At 30.6% G+C, this 22,192-nt stretch carries 21 protein-coding genes and 1 pseudogene; all 22 read left to right on the top strand.

Annotated elements, in window-relative coordinates; genetic code table 11:
* The first annotated feature begins 332 nt into the window (after positions 1 to 332).
* The 22 genes and pseudogenes from OLM61_RS04695 (at position 333) to OLM61_RS04590 (ending at position 22,190) form a co-directional block, all read left to right on the top strand.
* Positions 333 to 473 (top strand): hypothetical protein, encoded by a 141-nt coding sequence (locus OLM61_RS04695; RefSeq protein WP_264525318.1) that lies wholly within the window; start codon positions 333 to 335, stop codon positions 471 to 473.
* A gap of 146 nt (positions 474 to 619) precedes the next feature.
* Positions 620 to 1,375, top strand: a complete 756-nt coding sequence (locus OLM61_RS04690; protein ID WP_264525317.1) for a glycosyltransferase family 2 protein — start codon at positions 620 to 622, stop codon at positions 1,373 to 1,375.
* A gap of 37 nt (positions 1,376 to 1,412) precedes the next feature.
* On the top strand, positions 1,413 to 2,150 hold the full coding sequence (locus tag OLM61_RS04685) for an NAD-dependent epimerase/dehydratase family protein (RefSeq protein ID WP_264525316.1): 738 nt from the start codon (positions 1,413 to 1,415) through the stop codon (positions 2,148 to 2,150).
* Positions 2,151 to 2,500: 350 nt separating this feature from the next.
* Complete coding sequence (locus OLM61_RS04680; RefSeq protein WP_264525315.1) at positions 2,501 to 3,505, top strand: EpsG family protein; 1,005 nt, start codon at positions 2,501 to 2,503, stop codon at positions 3,503 to 3,505.
* Positions 3,506 to 3,733: 228 nt separating this feature from the next.
* Positions 3,734 to 4,687 carry an MraY family glycosyltransferase gene (locus tag OLM61_RS04675; RefSeq protein ID WP_264525314.1) on the top strand — a complete coding sequence of 318 codons (954 nt, stop codon included), beginning with the start codon at positions 3,734 to 3,736 and terminating at the stop codon, positions 4,685 to 4,687.
* A gap of 5 nt (positions 4,688 to 4,692) precedes the next feature.
* Entirely contained in the window at positions 4,693 to 5,118 is a 426-nt protein-coding gene (locus OLM61_RS04670) for a WxcM-like domain-containing protein (protein ID WP_264525313.1), read from the top strand.
* Positions 5,111 to 6,246, top strand: a pseudogene (locus OLM61_RS04665) (DegT/DnrJ/EryC1/StrS family aminotransferase). Before OLM61_RS04670 ends, OLM61_RS04665 begins: the two are co-directional and overlap by 8 nt.
* Before the next feature lie 25 nt (positions 6,247 to 6,271).
* Entirely contained in the window at positions 6,272 to 6,820 is a 549-nt protein-coding gene (rfbC, locus tag OLM61_RS04660) for a dTDP-4-dehydrorhamnose 3,5-epimerase (RefSeq protein WP_264525312.1), read from the top strand.
* Entirely contained in the window at positions 6,820 to 7,665 is an 846-nt protein-coding gene (gene rfbD, locus OLM61_RS04655) for a dTDP-4-dehydrorhamnose reductase (protein WP_264525311.1), read from the top strand. The genes rfbC and rfbD overlap by 1 nt, the downstream gene beginning before the upstream one ends.
* 81 nt (positions 7,666 to 7,746) lie before the next feature.
* Complete coding sequence (rfbA, locus tag OLM61_RS04650; protein ID WP_264525310.1) at positions 7,747 to 8,631, top strand: glucose-1-phosphate thymidylyltransferase RfbA; 885 nt, start codon at positions 7,747 to 7,749, stop codon at positions 8,629 to 8,631.
* A gap of 84 nt (positions 8,632 to 8,715) precedes the next feature.
* On the top strand, positions 8,716 to 10,686 hold the full coding sequence (locus OLM61_RS04645) for a polysaccharide biosynthesis protein (protein WP_264525309.1): 1,971 nt from the start codon (positions 8,716 to 8,718) through the stop codon (positions 10,684 to 10,686).
* 209 nt (positions 10,687 to 10,895) lie between these two features.
* A complete protein-coding gene (locus OLM61_RS04640) occupies positions 10,896 to 11,762 on the top strand; it encodes an ABC transporter permease (protein ID WP_264525308.1) in 867 nt (288 codons plus the stop codon).
* Positions 11,763 to 11,765: 3 nt separating this feature from the next.
* Positions 11,766 to 13,052: an ABC transporter ATP-binding protein gene (locus tag OLM61_RS04635; protein WP_264525307.1), complete on the top strand. Its 1,287-nt coding sequence runs from the start codon at positions 11,766 to 11,768 to the stop codon at positions 13,050 to 13,052.
* 2 nt (positions 13,053 to 13,054) lie between these two features.
* Complete coding sequence (locus OLM61_RS04630; protein WP_413614371.1) at positions 13,055 to 14,290, top strand: glycosyltransferase family 4 protein; 1,236 nt, start codon at positions 13,055 to 13,057, stop codon at positions 14,288 to 14,290.
* 1 nt (position 14,291) lies between these two features.
* A complete protein-coding gene (locus OLM61_RS04625; RefSeq protein ID WP_264525305.1) occupies positions 14,292 to 15,368 on the top strand; it encodes a DegT/DnrJ/EryC1/StrS family aminotransferase in 1,077 nt (358 codons plus the stop codon).
* Positions 15,362 to 16,009: a NeuD/PglB/VioB family sugar acetyltransferase gene (locus OLM61_RS04620; RefSeq protein ID WP_264525304.1), complete on the top strand. Its 648-nt coding sequence runs from the start codon at positions 15,362 to 15,364 to the stop codon at positions 16,007 to 16,009. The genes OLM61_RS04625 and OLM61_RS04620 overlap by 7 nt, the downstream gene beginning before the upstream one ends.
* Positions 16,010 to 16,041: 32 nt before the next feature.
* Positions 16,042 to 16,998 carry a glycosyltransferase gene (locus OLM61_RS04615; protein ID WP_264525303.1) on the top strand — a complete coding sequence of 319 codons (957 nt, stop codon included), beginning with the start codon at positions 16,042 to 16,044 and terminating at the stop codon, positions 16,996 to 16,998.
* Positions 16,995 to 17,918: a glycosyltransferase family 2 protein gene (locus OLM61_RS04610; protein ID WP_264525302.1), complete on the top strand. Its 924-nt coding sequence runs from the start codon at positions 16,995 to 16,997 to the stop codon at positions 17,916 to 17,918. The genes OLM61_RS04615 and OLM61_RS04610 overlap by 4 nt, the downstream gene beginning before the upstream one ends.
* Positions 17,918 to 18,850 (top strand): glycosyltransferase family 2 protein, encoded by a 933-nt coding sequence (locus OLM61_RS04605; protein WP_264525301.1) that lies wholly within the window; start codon positions 17,918 to 17,920, stop codon positions 18,848 to 18,850. Before OLM61_RS04610 ends, OLM61_RS04605 begins: the two co-directional genes overlap by 1 nt.
* Positions 18,851 to 18,912: 62 nt before the next feature.
* On the top strand, positions 18,913 to 19,857 hold the full coding sequence (locus OLM61_RS04600; RefSeq protein WP_264525300.1) for a glycosyltransferase: 945 nt from the start codon (positions 18,913 to 18,915) through the stop codon (positions 19,855 to 19,857).
* A gap of 438 nt (positions 19,858 to 20,295) precedes the next feature.
* Complete coding sequence (locus OLM61_RS04595) at positions 20,296 to 21,123, top strand: glycosyltransferase family 4 protein (protein ID WP_264525299.1); 828 nt, start codon at positions 20,296 to 20,298, stop codon at positions 21,121 to 21,123.
* On the top strand, positions 21,120 to 22,190 hold the full coding sequence (locus tag OLM61_RS04590) for a glycosyltransferase family 2 protein (RefSeq protein ID WP_264525298.1): 1,071 nt from the start codon (positions 21,120 to 21,122) through the stop codon (positions 22,188 to 22,190). The genes OLM61_RS04595 and OLM61_RS04590 overlap by 4 nt, the downstream gene beginning before the upstream one ends.
* The last annotated feature ends 2 nt before the right edge of the window (positions 22,191 to 22,192 follow it).

Raw genomic sequence — 22,192 nt, 5'->3', positions numbered from 1 at the left:
TTGTTAAAATCAATTTATGGAAGAAATGCAGATCTTACTATTCCAATAACAATTGCAGATAAATTAAAAGCTTTAGTCAGCTAGAAATCAAAGATGGTTATCACTTATTTGTAGGGAGCTCATTTTTTGCAATATTGATGCTGTAAATTGGTACATTAAAGATTATTACCTTTTGTTAAGTCAAAATTAGTAGTAATAGGTACTGGAATGGAGGTGTTACTTGAACAGCATGCAGGAAATTCAAATTTAGAAATTCATGGTTTTGTAGATGATTTGGGACCCTATTATGAAGGGGCTAGTTTTGTTATAAACCTGTAAGATTAGGATCAGGGATGAAAACTAAAACTATTGAAGCCTTAATGTACGGAAAGACCATTGTAGGGACACAGGAAGCATTTGCAGGTATAGAAAACATCGAGAAATTTGGGCGGGTTATGTTTGTAACCAATCAGAAGAATTCATTAGCTGTATAGAGAATTTAGACAGTGAAAATTTAATTTGAGATCTCGTAATTATTATTTAAGTAATTTTTCAGCTGAATTTGGATATAATAAGTTCGAAAGTTTTTTAGCCTCTTAATACATTATTATTTTTTTAGCATATTTTCATATCTTTTCTTATGCAGAGCCATAAAGTATCAATTATAACTCCTTTATATAATTCCGAAAGTTTTATCGCGGAAACAATCCAATCAGTATTAGCTCAAACATATAATAACTGGGAAATGTTAATTGTTGATGATTGTTCAACAGATAATTCCAAATCTATAATTGAAGATTTTGCTAAGCATGATGATAGAATAAAATATTTTAAGACAAGCTCGCCATCAGGGTCACCCACTATTCCCAGAAATATTGGTATAGAAATGGCTTCCGGTAGATTTATAGCTTTCTTGGATAGTGATGATTTATGGAATTCTAATAAACTCCAATTGCAGATTCCATTATTTAATGATCAAAAAGTAGGTATTGTTTTTTCCGATTATGAAAAAATAAATGAAGAAGGACAGTCTGATGAAAGATTCATAATTGCACCAAATCAGGTTAGTTATAAAGAGTTATTAAAGGGAAATGTAATAGCTTGTTTAACAGTGGTTTTTGATAGCGAAAAACTAAGCAAGATCTATTTTACAAAGCAAGGACATGAAGATTATGCTTTTTGGTTAAGTATACTAAAAAAAGGATATATAGCCAAAAATGTGGGGCATGTTCTCGCTAAATACCGCGTTAGAAAATCCTCAGTTTCCTCGAATAAATTTAAAGTTATTAAATGGTATTATGCAATTTATCGTAAGAATGAAAATCTTTCAGTATTACAAACTTTGTATTATTTAATAATTGCACTGAGTAAATCTTTTTTTAAGTATGTTAAATGATTTGAATAAAATTTCCGGATTAAAATAAAACTTAAAAATGAAAGTATTACTAACTGGATCTACTGGGTTTCTGGGTAAGATTATTCTTGAAACAATTAAAAATGAGCATCAAATTATTGAGCTATCTCGTAAATCAGGAAATTATAAGGCTGTATTAGAGGAGGGAATAATTAAATTTACGGAATCTTTTGATTTGGTAATTCATTCAGCAGGCAAAGCTCATTCTTTGCCTAAAACTGAAAGAGAAATAAGGGCTTTTCATGAAGTAAATGTTACAGGGACAGAAAACTTACTTAAAAGTTTAGAAGTATCAGAGTTGCCTAAACAATTTGTTTTTATAAGTTCAGTTTCTGTATATGGACAAGAAACAGGGAGTGATATTCTTGAGGGACACTCACTACTAGCCAAAGATCCTTACGGCATTAGTAAAATTAAAGCCGAGAAATTAGTTGAGAAATGGTGCCTGGATAATGATGTTAAATGCACTATTTTGAGATTGCCATTATTAGTAGGAAAGAACCCGCCAGGTAATTTAGGGGCTATGATAAAAGCAATCGAGTTAGGGTATTATTTTAACATAAATGGAGGGAAAGCAAAAAAAAGTATGGTTTTAGCTCGTGATGTGGCTAAATTTATACCAACTGTTGCTGCTGTAGGCGGAATTTATAATCTTACAGATGGAGCTAATCCTAGTTTTAATCAATTAAGTTTAGCGATATTGGGAAAAAAATCTTTTAACTTGCCATTGAGTTTAGCCAAGTTTATTGGAAAATAGGAGATTTTTTAGGAGATAGATCTCCAATTACTTCGTTGAAGGTAGAAAAAATAATATCAGACTTAACTTTTAATGATTCAAAAGCAAGAGCATTATTAAATTGGGATCCCGAACCAGTTTTGGATTATCTTAAGAGAGAAAAGCTTTTTTAGTAAATTTTCATACCTTATAGAAGAGTATTAAGAAGAGATAAATGAGAAGGTTAAAAACTGAAACTGATTTTAGTATTCATTTCAAATATAATTTTTAAGCTTTAAATTGTGATTTTTTATATTGCATTTCTCTTACTTATTACATTCCTATTGTTGATACAATATTTTTATCAATGGAAGATAAAAATATTTGAATATTTGACGTTCACAGTACTTATTTTAGTAGCGGGATTTAGAGAAAAAATAGGCGTTGACTATAATAGTTATGTTTCTTGGTATTTTCAGAAAACTCGCGATTCTGATTTTGAATTCGGATTTGTTGCTATTATGAACTTGTTTAGATGGCTTGGTCTCAGTCCTTCTCATCTTTTTTTCTTTTTTTCTTTTTTTACTTGTTACTTTGTTATTTTAGGAATAAAGAATTATACAGCAAATTCTAGTATCGCATTATTATTTTATGTCCTGATTCCAAGTTTGTATCTTACGTCATTTAGTTTAGTTAGACAATCTTTTGCTGTAGCAGTTAGCTTTTATGCATTCTATTATTTAATTAATAAAAGATATTTATTTTATTTTTTATTAATGTTCTTAGGTGTATCTATTCATCGAAGTTGTCTAATTCCTTTTTTTGTTTTTCTTTTTGTTTTTAAGTTTTATGACAAATTCAAAACAACACATTTACTTGGATTAATCATAGGTTCCTTTATTTTATCCAGATTTGATTTTATTCAGATTTTTAGAATACTATTTGAAAATAACAGATATCTCTATTATTTTTCAAATAAAGAGCAACAAGTTGAATTAATAAAATTAATTATTATAAATCTGGAGGGGATTTTTATTTTATTTTATTTTCAATATGTTAAAGAAAAAAGGTTTTATGATAAACACTTATTGATCATATATTGCTTTTCTATTGTTTTTGTCAATCTATGCTCTAAAAACTCTGACTCAACCAGGATTGCTACATACTTCAGAATCTTTGAGATCATAGTTTTGACAAAGTTAATTTTTCTTGAAAGCGGGCGTAAAAGAAGTATTATTTTTTTATTTTTCTATGCTCTTTATTTTAGTGCTTTTTTAGTTGGATTAAAAAAAGATTTTGACCGACAGAATATTAATATGCCCAAATTTATACCTTATAAAAATATTTTATGGTCATTCCTAAATGAAAATTGCAATAATGCAAAGAATATAAATTAAATGCAGTCTAATTAAATTAAATTCAGTTAACCTTTTATGATTATTTATTATTAATTTTTTTATGAGCACGATTTTAATAAGTTATTAGTTCAAATTAAAATTAAACGAACGGAAAGATATTATTTTTCGTAGTTCTTGAAACTAATTAATATCAACTACGATAATAAAGATTGAATATGTACGAAAATGATTACGCATTTTCGGTCGATTTTGATAACAACAAATTATATGAATTATACAATAGTAGGAATCCTTTTAATGATTATAATGCTGCTTTATTTTAAAGTAGCTAACCGATTTAACATTATTGATAAACCCAACGAAAGAAGCTCCCATACAGAAATTACCTTGAGAGGTGGTGGTATTATTTTTTGGTTCTCAGCATTTTTGTATTTTGTTCAGAATTCACAAACGAATTATTTTTTCTTCGCAGGAATAACTTTGGTTAGTTTAGTTAGTTTTTGGGATGATATACAAAACTTATCTAACAAGATTAGAATTGCTGTGCATTTTATTGCCATTACATTGATATTCTTTAATCTAGGGTTATTTTCTTTATTCCCTTTATGGGGTATCATGATTACTTATATTCTTGCAATAGGATTAATTAATGCCTATAATTTTATGGATGGTATTAATGGCATAACAGGTTTATACACTTTTGTGGTAATGGGATCTTTGCTTTATGTGAATAATAACATTCAATTGTTTAGTAATAATGATTTTATAAAGTATCCTATAATTGCCAGCTTGGTTTTCTTATTTTTTAATTATAGAAAAAAAGCAAAATGTTTTGCTGGAGATGTAGGAAGTATAGCTATAGCTTTTTGGATAATTTATTTGGTTTTACAACTTATATTAAGAACAAACTCGCTCATTTGGCTATTATTTTTGGCTGTTTATGGAGTTGATAGCATTTGTACAATTATACATCGTTTGTATTTAAAGCAAAATATTTTTGAAGCTCACCGTTTACATTTGTATCAAGTGTTAAGTAATGAGTACAAAATTCCCCATAGATTAGTTTCATTATATTATGCTATAGTTCAGATGAGTGTCTCAATCGTAGTTATTTTTTTATATCAGAAAGTTCAGGATATTACATTATTTGGTATTGTTATTATTCCCCTACTGCTCATTTATTCAGGTAAATTTTACCTGTTACATAATAAAATAAGATAAAATTTATGACACCCAAAACAATTCAAGGTAATATCTTTTCAGATAAAAGAGGTACTATTTCTTATGTAAATGATTTTGATTTTGATGGTATTGAACGGTTTTACATTATTAGTAATTCAGAAGAAAATCCTATTCGTGCCTGGCAGGGACATAAATTAGACGCTAAAAACTTTTATTGTATTAGAGGATCATTTAAAATTCATTTTGTAAAAATTGATAATTGGGAATTTCCTTCAAAAGATTTACTTGTTGAAACCGTATTGGTTTCAGATACGGATAGCAAAATTGTTCATATACCGGCGGGATATGCGAATGCAATAGAATCATTGGAAAAAGATGCTAAATTGATTTCATTTTCGACTTTGCCACTGACAAAGGTATGTGATGATGATGTTCGGTATGATTCAGACTATTGGAAGATAAATGAATAAAAAAAAAATTTTTTTATCATTACCAAAGCAAAGCGGATTTGAAGAAAATTATATTCAAAAAGCACTCAAAGACTCCTGGATTACTTCTGGAGGGCCTAATGTCGATGAATTTGAGAATAAGTTAGAAAATTATTTGGGTAATAGTGTTTTTATAAGCGCTTTAAATTCGGGTACTGCAGCTATTCATTTAGCATTGATTTTGTTGGGAGTAAAAACTGGTGACGAAGTAATTTGTCAAAGTATGACATTTTCTGCCTCCGCAAATCCAATATTGTATCAAGGAGCAATCCCGTCTTTGTGGATAGTGAATTAGACACATGGAATATTTGTCCGGATTCTCTTGAAATCGCAATTAAAGACAGAATTTTAAAGGGTAAAAAGCCTAAAGCCATTATTACAGTCCATTTATATGGAATGCCTTATAAAATAGATGAGATTCATGCAATTGCTAGAAATTACGGAATTCCGATAATTGAAGATAGTGCAGAAGCCTTAGGGAGCAGTTATAAAGGAAAAAAATGTGGAACATTTGGCGATTTTGGAATTTTTTCTTTTAATGGTAATAAAATAATTACGACTTCTGGCGGTGGCGTACTCGTGACCGTTTCTGAGAAATTAAAACAACGGGCTATTTTTTATGCTACTCAATCCAGGGATGACACATCACATTACCAACACAGTGAAATAGGATATAATTACAGAATGAGTAATATATGTGCCGGTATTGGTTGCGGGCAAATGGAAGTTCTAGAAGAAAATATCGTTTTACGCAGAAAAGTACACAATTTTTATAAAGATATATTTCAAGAGATAGATGAGGTAACCGTTTTTCAAGAACCAAACAAAGATTATTTTTCTAATTATTGGTTAACTACAATCCTAATCGAAACTGACGATAAGGAGAAAGGCAATGAGGCTTTAAGATTGGCTTTTAAAAATGCAGGTATTGAATCCCGCGCTTTATGGAAACCGATGCATTTGCAACCCATATTTTTGAAATATCCGTATTATGGAAATAATATTGCAGAGAATTTATTTGAAAAAGGATTATGTTTACCTTCGGGATCTAATTTGAGTGACGACGATAGATTAAGAATTAAGAATGTTTTAGATGTGTTTTTTAAATAAAGTTTAAAGTATTATTGTTTATTAGATGAAATCAGAAAAAACTTTTATAGAGGATTTATTAATTATTGAGCCAACTGTTTTTGGAGATGAAAGAGGTTACTTTTTTGAATCTTACAGTAAAGCAAAATTTGCAGACTTAGGAATAAATATCGATTTCGTTCAGGATAATCAATCATTTTCAAAAAAAGGAACATTACGTGGCTTGCATTACCAGAACCCTCCTTTTTCGCAAACCAAATTAGTTCGCGTTTTAGAAGGAGAAATTGTTGATGTAGCAGTAGATTTAAGAAGAGATTCTCCCACATATGGAAAATCATTTAGTGTTTTACTGTCGGCCGAAAATAAGAAGCAATTATTAGTGCCGCAAGGTTTTGCACATGGTTTTTCGGTTATTAGCGAAACGGCTTCCGTAATGTATAAATGTGATCAGTTTTATGATAAAGTCTCTGAAGGCGGAATTAGATTTGATGATCCTTCTTTAAATATTGATTGGGGAATAAATCTAAAAGAAGCTATTGTTTCTGAGAAAGACCAGATTCTTCCTTTTATAGAGAATTGTAATAGCCTATTTTAATGAGAAAAATACTTGTTACAGGAGCAAATGGACAACTAGGATCTGAACTTTCAGTTCTGTCAGTATCTTATCCGGAATTTGAATGGATTTTTGCAGATCGGACAAAAATCACATTAGATAATTTGGAGTTGCTTAATGATCAGCTAAATGAAATTAAGCCTAATATTATTTTTAATTGCGGCGCTTATACAGCAGTTGATAAAGCAGAAACTGAAAGAGAACTGGCTTTTACGATAAATAATCTAGCTGTAGAATTAATTGCAAAATATACGTTCGAGAATAATGTAAAACTAATCCATATTTCAACAGATTATGTATTTGATGGGTCTTCTTCTTCTGCTTTAAATGAAGAGGCAAAAACAAATCCTATAAATGTTTATGGAGAGAGCAAATTAGCCGGAGAAATTGCGTGCTTAAGAGAGAATCCAGATTCAATTATTATACGAACCTCTTGGGTGTATAGTAAGTTTGGGAATAATTTTGTCAAAACGATGCAAAGATTGATGCAAGAAAGAGATACAATAAATGTTGTAAATGATCAAATTGGTTCACCAACATATGCTGCTGATTTAGCCCAAGCAATGATGGTTATTTTAGAATCGTCTGATTGGATTCCTGGAATTTACAATTATTCAAATGAAGACGAAGTAAGTTGGTATGAATTTGCGTTGAGTATAAAAGAATTAGGGGGGTATAATTGTAATGTTGGTGGGATTTCATCCTCTTCCTATCTAACTCCTGCAAAACGCCCGAAATTTTCATTATTAGATAAGAAAAAAATAAAAACTCTTTACAATTTAGAAATTCCTAATTATAAACAAAGTTTAAAAAAGATATTTATATAAATTTGGTTTAAAGATTTGATATATAGTATTTCAGCTAAATGAAATCTAAAATCTAAAATCTAAAATCTAAAATCAAGATTTATGAAAGGAATTATTTTAGCAGGAGGCTCCGGCACAAGATTACATCCATTAACATTGGCAATGAGTAAGCAGATGATGCCTGTTTATGACAAACCAATGATTTATTATCCATTATCTACCCTGATGATGTCAGGAATCAATGAAATCTTAATTATATCGACACCGCATGATTTGCCTAATTTTAAAAAATTATTAGGTGATGGATCAAGTTTAGGTTGTAAGTTTAGCTATGCTGAACAAGCGATCCCAAATGGATTAGCGCAGGCTTTTGTTATTGGAGAAGAATTTATAGGTAAAGATGATGTTGCCTTAATACTAGGAGATAATATCTTTTTCGGCTCTAATATGCAAGATCTTTTGAAGTCGAATACAAAACCTAAAGGAGGTGTTGTATTTGCTTATCATGTTTCTGATCCGGAACGTTATGGTGTTGTTGAATTTGATAATGACTTAAATGCAATTTCTATTGAAGAAAAACCAATAGAGCCTAAATCAAATTACGCAGTTCCTGGTTTGTATTTTTATGATAATTCAGTTGTAGAAATTGCTAAGAATATTGCTCCAAGTGCTCGTGGAGAGTATGAAATTACGGATGTAAATAAGGTTTATTTGGACAGGGACTCTTTAAAAGTAGGTATCTTAAGTAGAGGAACAGCCTGGTTGGATACAGGAACTTTTAATAGTTTAATGCAGGCAGGACAATTTGTTCAGGTTTTGGAGGACAGACAGGGGCTTAAGGTTGGCTGTATAGAAGAGGTTGCATGGCGACAAGGATTCTTAAATGATGCCGAATTGGAGGAACTTGCAAAGCCTCTGGTCAAATCTGGATACGGGTCTTATTTGATAGAATTATTAAAACAAAAGAAAAGAGGTGTTAAAGTCTAAATTACTACTGAAAATAATTTTTTAAAACCTTTAATTTGTATTTTTGTAAGCTATATAAAGTTTATAAAATTAAACGAAACCAAATTGGATACAGATAAACAAACCAAAATAGCTTCTTTATTGCTTAATTTATTCTCACCTAGGAATTTACGAGCGAGTATTAATAACCTTAGTTACTTGCCGAGATGGATTATTGTTGCCATAGATATAATGGTACTGATTTTCTCGTTTACTTTTACCTATATGCTGTTTGAAGGTACAGCACTGGGTTATATCGTTACTTCTCATCAGTTTTTCTTTGTTTCGAGTTTAATTGTTACCAATATATTTTTCTTTTGGTTGTTTAGAACTTATTCGGGTATTATTAGACACTCCTCTTATATTGATGCTATAAAATTGCTGTTTTCGCAAATGTCAGTTTTAGTGTTTTTCTTATTTTTCAATTTAGTTTTTGAATTATATACAGGGCATAAAGCATTTTTAAATACGGCTCTTTTTATCAATTTAGTATTGTCGTTTTGTGGGTTGTTTTTATATAGGGTGATTGTTAAGCAAACATTCGAACTTTATTTCTCTGAAAAAACAACCACAAAGTTAATTCGCACAGTAATTTATGGAACAGATGCCAATGCAATTTCGGTTGCTAATGCACTGAAGTTTGAAACTCCTTCGCGATTTAAAATTGTAGGTTTTGTAGATAAAAACAATCAGAATGCATCTAAGAGAATGCTGGATTTGCCTATTCTGATTTTAAGAAAAAAATTGCCGGCTCTAATGCGTTCTGTGGCTGCCGAAGGTGTTATTATTGCTGATAAGAGTTTATCTAAAGATGAACAATTAATCATTGTAGATCAATGTTTGGAGTTCAATTATAGAGTATATACAGTTCCATTGATTTCGGATTGGGAGAATCAAAAAGAAATTTCTCAAAAAGTAAAAAATATTCAGATTGAAGATTTATTAGAAAGAAAACCTATTGTTTTAGATAGTAAATCAATTTCTAAACAATTAAAAGACAAAACCGTTTTAATTACCGGGGCAGCGGGATCTATAGGTAGTGAAATAGTGAGACAGGTTCTTGGTTTTAACCCTAAAATGGTAGTCATTTTAGATCATGCCGAAACCCCGCTTCATAATTTGTGTTTGGAAACATTGACGTTAGGTTCTGAATCAAAAATAGTGGCAGTAATTGCGGATGTAAGAAGCAAAAAAGCACTGGAAAAAGTTTTCAAAAATTATAGCCCTCATGTTGTTTTTCATGCAGCCGCATACAAACATGTTCCGTTAATGGAAGAAAATCCTGCACAGGCAATTCATACCAATATTAAAGGAACTAAGAACTTAGCAGATTTATCCTGTAAATATCACGTCAAAAAATTTGTCATGGTTTCAACAGATAAAGCGGTGAATCCTAGCAATGTTATGGGAGCGAGTAAAAGAATTGCTGAAAAGTATGTTCAATCCTTGTTCTTGAAAAATCAGAGAGAAAATGGAGGGGAAAGCGTTACTAAATTTATCACGACGCGTTTCGGAAACGTTTTAGGATCCAATGGATCAGTAGTCCCGTTGTTTACCAAACAAATTGCTGAGGGTGGTCCGGTTACTATAACGCATCAGGATATTATTCGTTATTTTATGACTATTCCCGAAGCTTGCCAATTAGTTTTAGAAGCTGGTGCAATGGGTAACGGAGGTGAGATTTATATTTTTGATATGGGTAAGCCTGTAAAGATTATAGATTTGGCTAAAAAGATGATTAAACTGGCAGGTTTTATTCCGGATAAGGAAATAAAGATTAAAATTGTTGGTTTGCGACCTGGAGAGAAACTCTATGAAGAGTTATTAAATGATACTTCTAAAACATTACCAACTTATCATAATAAGATTATGATTGCTCAGGAAATTCAAGATGAGTACGAAAACCTGCATATCGAGATCGATGAGCTTATCGGAATAGCTGATTTTTATGATAATGAAGATATTGTTGCTAAAATGAAAAAAATTGTTCCTGAATTTAAAAGTATGAATTCTACTTTTGAGGTTTTGGATAAGTAATTTCGCAATATTTGAATTAAGGTTTAATTCTATACTATAAAAAGGGTGTTTTTTTAGAAAACACCTTTTTTGCTTTTAAAATGTTTTTTGAAGCATAAAAATCTTGTTAATTAAACAAGTGTAGTTATTCGAGGTTTAAAAAAGTAATGAAATTTTGAGGAATAATTTTATCAATGATATAGTTGTAGATTGTTTCTAACAATAATAAAATGAACAACAATAATAGCCCCAATGATTGGTTGTTTGAAATAACACCTAAGAATAAGTTCTTTTCGCTAAATTTAAAAGAAGTTTGGCAGTATCGTGACTTATTATTTCTTTTCGTAAAACGTGATGTCATCACGGTATATAAACAAACTGTTTTAGGCCCGCTTTGGTATCTCATTCAGCCATTATTTACTTCTGTAACCTTTACAATAATATTTAATAATGTTGCAGGTATTGATACAGGAAAGGTTCCGCCATTTTTATTTAATCTGGCAGGAATAACAGTTTGGAATTATTTTACAACTTGCCTGACCGGGACGTCGGATACTTTTAAGGCGAATGCTGCTATTTTTGGGAAAGTATATTTTCCGAGAATAATTACCCCTCTATCGGTTGTAATTTCAAATCTTGTAAAATTCGGAATTCAATTTCTGATTTTTGTTGGATTTTATATTTTCTATTATTTCCAAGGAGCTGATTTGAGTTTAAATAGTCTAGTTTTATTTTTCCCTATTTTAATAATCATAATGGGAATTTTAGGATTGGGCTTAGGAATGCTTATCTCTGCAATGGTGACAAAATATCGAGATTTTAGTCATTTAATTGGTTTTGGGATACAATTATTGATGTACTTGTCGGCAGTTATGTATCCTATGGAGCTTATTAAAGATAAATTACCTAGTTATGGTTGGCTAGTCGAATATAATCCATTAGCTTATATTATTGAGACCGCCCGTTTTATGTTATTGAACGTTGGAGGAATTTCGGTTTTAGGATTAGTCTATACTTTAGTTGTTACTATAACAGTATTTTTTATTGGACTTTTGGTTTTTAATAAAACGGAGAAAAGTTTTATAGATACTGTTTAATTCATGATTCACGATTCACAATTGGAAAAAGATATAATATTAAAAGCTGAAAACGTTTCTAAACAATATCGTTTAGGACAAGTAGGTACAGGGACCTTGAGTCATGACATCAATAGATGGTGGCACAAGATAAGAGGCAAAGAGAATCCTTATTTAAAAATTGGAGATACTAATGACCGCTCAACTAAAGGTAATTCAGATTATGTTTGGGCTTTGCAAGACATTAGTTTTGAAGTTGAGCGAGGAGAAGTTCTCGGAATTATTGGTAAAAACGGAGCAGGAAAATCAACACTTTTAAAGATACTGTCAAAAGTAACAGCTCCAACTACCGGTAGTATAAAATCTCGTGGCCGTATTGCCTCACTTCTTGAAGTAGGAACGGGTTTTAATGGTGAGATGACGGGAAGAGAAAATATTTTTTTAAATGGAGCCATTCTTGGAATGACTAAAAAAGAAATTTCTTCTAGGCTCGATGAAATTATTGATTTTTCAGGTTGTGAACGTTATATAGACACACCCGTAAAAAGATATAGTTCTGGAATGACAGTTCGTTTAGCCTTTGCTGTAGCTGCTTTTTTGGAACCTGAAATATTGGTTATTGATGAGGTTTTAGCCGTTGGTGATGCCGAGTTTCAGAAAAAGGCTATTGGAAAGATGCAGGATATTTCTAAAGGTGAGGGAAGAACTGTTTTATTTGTGAGCCATAATATGGCTGCAGTGAAACAATTGTGTACCAGAGGAATTGTTCTAGAACAAGGGATGATTAAATTTCAGGGAAATATTAATGAAGCTTTAGATGTTTACAATTCAGATTCATATGAATGTGTTACTAATGTAGGGTGGAAAATTGAAGATGCACCTGGAAACTTAAATGCCAGAATAACTTCTATCAAACTTAAATCAGATAATTCATTTTTTCTTATTGAAGATCAAATAAGCCTGGAAATAGAGTATGTCAATTTTATAGATAACCATTCAATTAATTGCTCAATTTCAATTTTTGATGATAAAGAATCTTACGTCTTAGCATCACCTAATTTACAACGAGTTCCTTTAGGAAAAGGAACTTATAGAAGTGTTTGTGTAATTCCTGAGAACCTTTTAAATAAAGGGAAATATTACTTTACTATAATCTTAGTTGGTAATAATTTTGAGATAATCGCACAACTTGACAAAATAATTTCAGTTGATCTGGAAGAGGAAGGAACTCATAGGAAAGATTATTTTGGTTATTGGGGAGGGGTTGTAAGGCCTTATTTAAATTGGGAAAATATTCAAATTAATAGATGATAGTGGATATTATTCAAATTATTAAAAATAAAGTGCAGAATGTTTTTTCGATTGCAAGAAGCTTTTGTAGTGATGATTATATGTTTTATAAGGGTTTGAAGAATACTGATCTATTAATTTTTGATGATATATTTCCGCATCCGATATCTGGTTTTAGGTATGAAGAATTTACGGTACTATTAAAGCATTTTAAAAAATCTAAAATTATAGTCGAACCAACATCATATGCGATTGTAAATACTCCAATTGAAAACCATCAAAAACACATTTCGGAATTTATATTGCAAAACGTATCATTAAAAAAGAAAATAGTACGTAAAAAGAAATTGGTCAATATAAATACAAACTTGTTTTATTGTGTTTTCCTAAATAATATTTATAAAAATTTATGGTGGTTAGAGAAATACAAAATTCCGTTTGCTTTTACTTTGTATCCTGGAGGAGGATTTCAATTAGATAACACGATAAGTGATGAAAAATTAAAAAAAGTTCTTGAATCGCCGTTATTTCGTAAAGTTATCACAACTCAAAAAATAACCCAGAATTATTTAATTGAGAAAAACTTTTGTAGTTCGCAGAAAATAGAATTTATTTTTGGAGGGGTTGTCCCGCAAATATCCTTAAATAAAGATCTAACAAATAAAAAAACTTATTTAGTGAATAAGTTGACATTCGATATTTGTTTTTGCGCGGCTAAATACAGCCCAAAAGGAGAAGATAAAGGTTACGATGTATTTATAGAGTTTGCCAAAACCATAGTTGATAAATATGATTTTATAAATTTTCACATCATTGGAGGTTTTGATGAAAATGATATTGACGTTTCAAAACTTAAAGGAAAAATAAAGTTTTACGGATATCAAAATTTTGAAACTTTAGGTGTCATTTATCAAAATATGGATGTGTTGATTTCTCCAAATAAAGCATTTGTATTAAGTAAGGGCGCGTTCGATGGATTTCCGTTAGGTACGGTTGTCGAAGCGGCTTTAAATGGTGTTACGGTTTTAATTACTGATGAACTTAAACAGAATAGTACTTTTATTCCAAATGTAGATTTAATTTTGATAGATAGTAATTCTGATTCTATTAGGAATCATATTATCGATTTAATTGAAAACCCTGAAAAATTATATTCTATTTCTCAAAATGGTCAGCAAAAATTTCTTAAAGTTTATTCTAATGAAATCCAGATGAAACCAAGGATTTCTTTGTTACAGAATGAAATAGCCCAAAAATAATATGATAAACGTAACCAAAGCTTTTCTACCCCCCTTACCCGAATATACAAAACAAATTCAGCGCGCCTGGGATAATGAATGGTTAACCAATAGAGGTGAACTCGTGTTGGAACTTGAAGAAAAATTGAAAGAGTATCTGGATATTTCAAATATTATAATTACTAACAATGGAACAGTACCCCTGCAAATTGCTTTGAAGTTGTTAGGAAATAAAGGTGAAATTATAACCACACCATTTAGTTATGTAGCAACAACGGCATCAATAGTTTGGGAAAATTGTACACCAGTTTTTGTAGATATTCATCCAGAATATTTAACCATAGATGAAACGAAGATAGAGGAGGCTATTACGTCAAAAACGACGGCAATATTAGCGACTCATGTTTTTGGTAATCCATGCAATGTTATCGCTATTGAAGCTATTGCAAAAAAGTATAATTTGAAGGTTATTTATGATGCGGCACATTGTTTTGGTATGCAGTTTAATAACAAGTCTATTTTTAATTATGGAGATATTAGTACTTGTAGCTTTCATGCTACCAAGTTATTTCATACAGGAGAAGGTGGGGCTATGTTTGCTAATGATTTAGATTTAAGGCATAAATTATTTTATTCTCATAATTTTGGACATAATGGACCATTAGCGTTTCATGGTTTAGGAATCAATGGTAAAATATCGGAACTGCAGGCTGCTATGGGATTGGCCGTTTTTCCTTATATGGATCAAATAATTAGAGAGAGAAAAAATCTAGTCCATTTTTATAACGATAATCTGGATTTTAGTAAAGTATATTCTATTAAGATTAGAGAGAATACAGATTGGAATTATAGTTATTATCCTTTAATTTTTGAGAATGAAGAACAACTACTTAAGACTCAAAAAGTCTTAAATGAAAATGAAATTTTTCCACGACGATATTTTTACCCATCTTTAAATACTATTGAGTATGTTAATAGTGCTAAAATGCCTGTTTCTGAAAGTGTAGCGTCTCGTATAATGTGTTTACCATTGTATGTAGGTCTACAATTAGCGGAGTTAGAAAAAATTATTTCAATTATTAATACCAGTTTATGTTAATTATAGGAGCTAAAGGTTTTGCAAAAGAAGTTCTGGAAGTAGTACATCAATTAAATCAAACGGATAACTTGGCGTTTTATGATGATGTGAATGATGATATAAATGGATTTTTATTTAATAAATTTCCCGTTTTAAAAACTCTTCACGATGCAGCTACATATTTTACGACCATAGATAACAGGTTTACAATAGGAATTGGTAATCCAGTATTAAGAAAACAGCTTTATGATAAATTTACGGCGTTAGGTGGTGTTTTTACTTCTACAATCAGTCCACTTGCTGTTATTGGTAATTTTGGTAATGAAATTGGAGTAGGGTCCAACATCATGACCGGAACGGTAATCACAGCTGATGTTATTGTTAAAAAAGGTTCTTTAATAAATTTAAATTGTACAATCGGCCATGATTGTATTATAGGTGAATTTGTAGAATTATCCCCAGGAGTGAATATATCCGGAAATTGTGTCCTTGGTGACTATACTGTTTTAGGAACTAATGCAACTGTTTTACCTAAAGTCAGAATAGGTAAAAATGTCGTTGTTGGCGCAGGTGCTGTTGTTACTAAAGACGTTCCTGACAATTGTCTAATTGTTGGAATACCAGGTAAAATTATTAAAGAACTAGAGGAATTACGATTTTAATAATGAATCGAAATCTAAAAGTTAGTGTTTGTATGATTACTTATGGTCATGAGAAGTTTATTCTTCAGGCTATAGAGGGAGTTTTAATGCAGGAATGTGATTTTGAAGTTGAGTTGATTATCGCTAATGACTGTTCCCCTGATAAAACAGATTTAGTCGTACAGAACGTCTTAAAAAACCATCCCAGAAGATCATGGGTTAAGTACTTTAATTATGCCCAGAATAAAGGGATAATGTCAAATTTATTTTTTGCTTTGGAACAATGTTCAGGAACTTATGTTGCAATGTGCGAAGGAGACGATTACTGGATCACTAAAGACAAACTTCAAAAACAGGTTGATATTTTAGAAAAGAATAAAGAAGTAGGTTTAGTATACTCTAATACAAAGCAATTTATTGAGAAAACGGGACAATTTATAGAAGCACCAGCAAGATTTGTGCAAAGCGAGGAAGAGGTGATTCCTGAAATGCTAAAAAGTAAATTTGTTGAATTTGCTTCCACCGTTTTTAGGAAAACAATTTTAGACAAGGTTATAAAAATACTCCGTAAAGAGCTTGAAGGTAAAGTAATAGGCGACACCAGAATAATCCTTGAAACGGTATATAGATCAAGATTGTATCATTTAAACGAAACAACAGCAGTATACAGAATTCTTGAAGGTAGTGCAAGTCATCCTAAAGAAATTGAGAAATACATTTTTGCATTAAAAGATACCTATTTTTGCAGGAAGAGTTTTGTTGAACGAAATAATTTAAACAGAATTTGGCTGTCAGATTCTATTTGTAATACGAATAGAGGATTAATAAATACCGCTTTTGTATCTAAGAAATATTCAGATACTTTAAAATTGCTGAAAAATCTATTAATTTTAGAAACCTTTAAATTTTGTAGTTGGAGTGTTTTTAGGAAAAAAATGAAAGCTGATATTTGGTTAAAACTTCTTTTATCATTTGTTGGACTGGGTGTTTTAAGACAGAAATTGAGATGAAAAAAAAACCTACTGTTAGTGTTTGCATGATTACCTATGGTCATCAAAATTACATTCGGGAAGCTATTGAAGGAATTTTGATGCAAGAATGTAATTTTGAAGTAGAGCTAATTATTGCGAATGACTGTTCTCCGGATCAAACAGATACAGTTATTCAGGAAATTTTAGAAAATCATCCTAAAAAATCATGGATTAAATACTTCAGGCATGAAAGTAATTTAAGAATGATGCCTAATTTTATTTTTGCCTTAAATCAATGCTCCGGAACTTATATTGCAATATGCGAAGGTGATGATTATTGGATTGATCCTTTAAAACTTCAGAAGCAAGTTGATTTTTTAGAGGCAAATCCAGATTTTGTAATTCATAGTGCAAACGCCTTAGAACTAAAAAGAAATTTAAAAAGCGAAGAGGGACCAATTATAAAAGATAAGAACGACAGTGTGTTTGTATTAGACGATTTCTTATTCCATAATAATATTATAACCTGTACGGTATTGTTTAGGAATGTTAAAGTTCAATTTCCCGACAGTTTTAAAAAAGTAACTTTTGGAGATTGGTTTTTGTATCTTATTTTGATGAACACTACCAAATCGAAAACTTACAGATCGACAGAACTGTTTTCAGTTTATAGAATTCATGAAGGAGGAGTAATGTCAGGTTTGACGAAATTAGATTATTATAACACTCATATTTTTCAAATTAATTCCATTTATAATTATTTAGGAGATAAAAAAAGGTATCCCAAAAACTACCATCTTTTAAATGATTTTTTTATTAAAAAATTCAGACTGATGTTAGAGGAGAATATGTATTTGGAATCATTTAGAACCGTAATAAGTAATTTTAGAAATTGCAGTTTTAGAATGCCTCTTAAAAAATATCTCAGTGCTATAAAATATAACTATTTACAGAAATAATGAGCGAGTCTTTAGTTTCCATTATAGTTCCTTGTTACAACCAGGCTCATTATCTGGATGAAACGTTACAGTCTGTTTTAAATCAATCATACAGGAACTGGGAATGTATTATAGTTGACGACGGGAGTCCTGATAATACCCATGAAATAGCTAAAAAGTGGTGTGACATTGATAGTCGATTTAAATATTATCATAAAGAGAATGGCGGATTAAGTAGTGCCAGAAATTTTGGATTAGATTTTGTAAAAGGCGATTACATACAGTTCTTAGATTCTGATGATTGTTTAGATAAATTAAAATTAGAAAATTCTCTTCAATCCTTTAATTCATTAAAAAATAAAGATTTAAGAATTGTTATATCTAATTTTAAAATGTTCGACGAAGACATCAACACTCTGTCAAGTCCTTATTGTGATTTAAAAGCAGAACTTTTTAATTTAGAATCGATTTTGTACCAATGGGAAGATTCTTTTACGATACCGATTCATTGTGGTATTTTTGAATCTTCGCTCTTTCAGAACTTTCGATTTCCCGAAAATTTAAGAGCAAAAGAAGATTGGGTGATGTGGGTAAGTTTGTTTCAGAAGACAAATAAGATTTTTTTTAAAGATGAATCTTTGGCTTATTATAGAAGAAATCCAAAGAGTATGACTAAAAATGAAAACTTATTTCCGGAGTTTATAAAAGCGATCGAGTATTTAGAGACTATACTTACTCCGAAAGAATATAACAGATTGTCAGTTGTTCTGATTTCAAGGTTTTATAAATCTAGTTTAGATTATAGATACAAATTAGCATTGTGTAAAGATTCAAACACCTACAAATTAGGTCTTTTTTTTAAAAAAATGGCACTAAAAATAGGTGTTTTACCATTTTTTAAAAAGATATTTCAGAGGCTGATCAGCTTTAAATTTATTTCAAATAGGTTATAATTTTACATTGGGTGAGATTTTATCAAAAAAAGTATATAAGCACGTAGAGCATATTAAATTTAATGAAGGAGGAGAAAAAGATGGTTGGTGAGAAACAAATTATGGTTAGTGTTTTTATACTTACCTATAATCAGGAAAAGTTTGTCGCGCAGACTATTGAAAGTATTTTGAGTCAAAAACTAAATTTTCCTTTTCAATTGGTGATAGGAGAAGATTGTAGTTCTGACAACACCAGAGCCGTTTGCGAAGAATTTGTTCGTTGTCATGGAGATAAGATAAAATTGCTCCCAAGTCCTGAAAAAAATATAGGGCTTATTGCTAATTATATGCGAACTATAAAAGAATGTGATGGAAAATACATTGCAATATGTGATGGCGATGACTACTGGACTGATCCTTTTAAGCTTCAAAAACAAGTTGATTTCTTAGAAAATAATTTAGAATACTCGATTGTCCATACCGCTTTGGAATTCTTATCTCCTAATGGGGAATTTAATGTTTTTTCAGATTCTAATCAATCAGATTGCAAAGATTTTAATGATTTGATTTATGCTAATTTTATTTTCTCCGTTACAGCTCTTTTCAGAAATATACAATTTAAGGAGCCGCTTCCTCAATGGATTGATCAATATCCCTATGGAGATTGGCCAACATATTTATGGACTCTGAAAGAAGGAGGCAAAATACATTATATACAAGATGTTACGGCTGTTTACAGAAAAAATATAGGGATATCGTATAAGCTGAAAGACTGGTATACAGAAGATTTAAAAATCAGAAGAAATATCCTGAACGATACCCATTTTAAAAAGTATAGGGAAACGGTCTTAAAATGTATTTTTGAAAAAGAATGTGGATTGGTTCTTGCCTACAATCGAGAGCGAAAATTTAAAAAAGCATTTAAATTATTCGGTCAGTTATTCAGAAAAGAAAAGGAGAAATTATCTTTGACGAAATTGTACTTGTATTCCTTAAAGAAAGCTCTTTTGAGGAATAAAAAGGAGTAAAGATCTCTTATTATTAAGTACATTAAGAAAACAAACGTGAAAAAAGTATTGAAAAAAAAGGCAAGGAAAACATTAAATTTTTTTAGTGCATTATACTATTTGCTTTTATTCTGCCTTTTTGAAAATAGAAAAATAAGGAAATCAGATATCGTTTTCTTTTTTCCGGTTTATCATACGGGTGGTGCCGAAAGAGTACATCTCAATATTGTTAAATCAGTTCAAGGCAAGAAAAGCTGTGTGCTTTTTACACAAAATTCAAATACAGTTAATTTTTTAGCAAGCTTTCAGAAGCTTTCAGAAGTTATCTTAATCAATAAAATTGTCACTAAAAAAAACAAGCTTCTCATTAAGGTTTTAAAAAAGATAATAATTAAATCACTCAATAAAAATCATAATCTAGAAACTGTATTTAGTTCAAATGCTACTTTTTTTTATGAATTGTTACCTTTTCTGGATCAGAGAATCAACAAAATAGATTTAATTCATGCTTTTTCATATCCCGATTTGGGTATTGAGGACGATAGTATTTCTGCTGTAGAATATTTAGATTATCGAGTAGTTATAAATGAAAAAACAAAACTCGATTTAATTAGTCAATACAAGACTAATAATATTGATTCTGCATATAATGAAAGAATTATAAAAATTGAAAATGGTATTGAGATAGATGCCGATAGTTTTTATCAGAAGGATGCGGGTAAGATTAAAATTGGCTTTGTAGGTCGATGGGCACATGAAAAAAGACCCGAGTTGTTTCTTCAGATTGCAAAAAATGTTATTCCGAACTTTCCAAATGCTCAGTTTGAAATGCTGGGAACCGGAATGAAAAGTAATAAAAAAAGCATTGACTCCGCAGGCGTTCTATTTTTAGGAGAGGTAACCAATAAAGATTCTTTGAAAGAAATCTATAAGAATATGACTTTTCTTCTTATTACTTCCAGTAGAGAAGGGTTTCCAATGGTAATTATGGAAGCAATGGCGCATGGTGTTGTACCCATTACAACTAATGTAGGCGGTATTACGGAGCATATCGTAAATGATGAGAACGGAATTGTAATTGATGATACCGATGAGCAAATCATTGTAGAAAAATTTACGGCCTCTATCGCAGAGTTGATAGTGAATAACAATTACAGGGAGAAAATAGCACAAAATGCATATTTATATGCCCATAACAATTTTCAAATCCAAAAGTTTAATGATAGTTATAAAAAGTTACTATTCAGACAAACTGATTTAAAGAACGAACATATCTTTCAGAAATGATAACAATAGTATTGACCTATAGAAATCGGGATTTAAAGATAGTTCAAAATTGTTTGGACTCTTTGAAGGATCAATCTAATCTATCTTTTAAAGTTATTTTAATCGATTATGGAAGTGAAGACTCTAATGCACTTGCTTTAAGTAAATTTGTAGGGGATTATTCTTTTGTACAGCTTATTTCATGCCCCGTGAAAAAACAACTCTGGAATAAGGCAAGAGCGATAAACATTGCTTTATTGCAATGCACTACTACTTACTTTTTTGTTGGAGATATTGATATGATTTTTCGAGAGGACTTTATTGAAAAATTAAACGGGCTTAAGAGTGAAGATGAAATTACCTATTTTCAAGTTGGTTTTTTAGATCAGGAAGAATCAAAAAAAAGCAAATCTTTTAAGACGTATAAAGTAAATCACTTATCCGGTAAAGAAGCGACAGGAATGACATTGTATTCGAGTGTGATGTTAAAAAGTATAAACGGCTATGATGAATTTTATCATGGTTGGGGAGCAGAAGATACGGATGTTCATATTCGGCTGCAAAACAAAAAAGTTAAAGTCAACTTTTACGATGACGATCTCTATATTCTGCATCAATGGCATCCTAAAACTTATAGAAACAAAAGTAGTCTCGAACCCTTTCATAGTAGGCTTGAGAAAATAAATCATCAGTACATCCAGCAGATACAAAAAATGAAGGTTATTCAAGCAAATCGTAATTCTACTTGGGGTATTTTGCCTGTAAATCAGGATTATCTTAGTTTGAATCAGCCGGATTACAGTTTGAAAATAACCAACGAAAAAAATGATATTGAAGCATTTTTATCAGGAACACTAGTAAACTTAAAAGATGTTGTGATAAATGTTGATATTGAAAAACATGTACTTTGCAATAGTTTCAAAAATGAATGTAAAAGAATAATAGGAAAAAAACATTTTCAGTTTCTTTCCTTTGATACAATTAATGATGCCATTTTGCTAACTATCGTTTCTTCTTTAAGAAACCAGCCTTATCAATATGAGTATTCAAAATTGGAACAAACTATTAATTTAAAAATTAAATTATAGTT

Origin of the sequence: Flavobacterium sp. N502536, from assembly GCF_025947345.1 — a bacterium.
GTDB lineage: Bacteria > Bacteroidota > Bacteroidia > Flavobacteriales > Flavobacteriaceae > Flavobacterium.
Note: the sequence above shows the minus strand (reverse complement) of the source record. Positions and strands in the feature narration are given on the sequence as shown.